Origin of the sequence: Arthrobacter sp. I3, from assembly GCF_000520575.1 — a bacterium.
In the GTDB taxonomy this organism is placed as follows: domain Bacteria; phylum Actinomycetota; class Actinomycetes; order Actinomycetales; family Micrococcaceae; genus Arthrobacter; species Arthrobacter humicola_A.
This window is the reverse complement of the sequence record NZ_KI914921.1, coordinates 4,965-6,364: the sequence shown is the minus strand read 5'-3', so window position 1 is coordinate 6,364 and position 1,400 is coordinate 4,965. Positions and strand designations below refer to the sequence as shown.

The 1,400-nt window shown below is 70.9% G+C and carries 1 protein-coding gene; it reads right to left on the bottom strand.

Going from position 1 to position 1,400, the window contains the following annotated elements; genetic code table 11:
• Positions 1-1,291: DUF2867 domain-containing protein (locus Y706_RS24755; protein WP_253906756.1), on the bottom strand; the 1,291-nt coding region annotated here is incomplete at its 3' end.
• Positions 1,292-1,400: the final 109 nt, after the last annotated feature.

The window sequence follows — 1,400 nt, the reverse complement described above, 5'->3', positions numbered from 1 at the left end:
CCCGCCACCAGTCCACCACCTCGCCCTCGGCCAGCAGGTGCGGGTGCCGGCGGCCGCGCAGCAGCCCCGCCCCGCCGGTGAGCTTGTCCAGCCAGCCGCGCACCTGCCAGGCCAGTGGTAGCGAGTACCAGCCGTTCCGGCCGCCGATTCCTTCGATGACGGTCCACACATATTTGGGGTCCACGTCGCTTTGGAAGCTGCGCTCGTCCACGTACACGGCGTGGCCGGACCAGTCCGGGTCGCTCGGCAGGGGATCGGCGTCGACGCCGGCGCTGGCCCACGTGGTCTCCACCTGGCCGTCGCGTTCCTTGCCCAGGGCGAGGGCCACGGCCCGCCGGTAGGGGGTCAGGCCGCCCTCCGGCGCAGGGATGTACGCGTCGATGTCGTGTTCGGCGGCGACGGCGTCGTGCTGGAGTGATTCGACCAGCGGCAGGGACATGGAGAGCGGGATGGGGGTGGTCAGCGCCACCCACAGACCGGCCAGTTTGGGGGCCGGCACCGGCAGCGCCAGCACCACCCGGTGCGGCAGGCGGGCCTCGGCGGCGTATTCCTGCATCATTCCGGCGTAACTGAGCACCTGGCGGCAGCCGATGTCGAAGGTCCGGTTGATGGGTCCTTCCAGCGACGCCGCCGCCACGAGGTAGTACAGGACGTCTCGGACCGCGATCGCCTCGATCTTGTTGCGCACCCAGCTCGGGGCGGGCATCAGCGGCAGCGTCTCGGACAAATGCCGGATCATTTCGAACGACGCCGAGCCCGAGCCGATCACGACGCCGGCCTGGAACACCACCGCGTCCACCGGGCTGTCCAGGAACACCTTCCCCACCGCCTCGCGGGAGCGCATGTGGGTGGACAGTTCGGCCCCGGCCGGGTGCAGGCCGCCGAGGTAGACGATCCTGTCCACTTCGGCGGCGGCCGCGGCCCGGGCGGCCGTCCCGGCCATCGTCTTTTCCTTGGCCTCGAAGCCGGCCCCGGCCGCCATGGAATGGACCAGGTAATACAGGACGTCGACGCCGTCGAGCGCCGCCTGCAGGGCGTCCCCGTCGTCGAGGCTGCTGTGGATCACCTCGACGTCGTCCAGCCAGGGCACGCCGGCGATCTTGGCCGGGGTGCGGACCACGACTTTGACCCTGTGCCCGGCTTCCAGGAGCCGGGGGACAAGCCGGCCGCCGATGTAGCCGGTGGCCCCGGTGACGAGCACGGTCTTAGGGGATGCGGCCTTCGCGGTGGCTGCCTGCGGGGCTGGAGCAGGAGTTCCAGCGGGTTCGGGGGTTGCGGTTGTGGCGTTCATGGTGACTCCTTGTCAGCCAGCAGTTGGCGGGTGGCCTACCAAGCCATTCGGCGCGCGGCCCGCGTTGGATGGGCCGCCCGCTCCTGAAGCCAGCCTAGCCCCGTCGGCG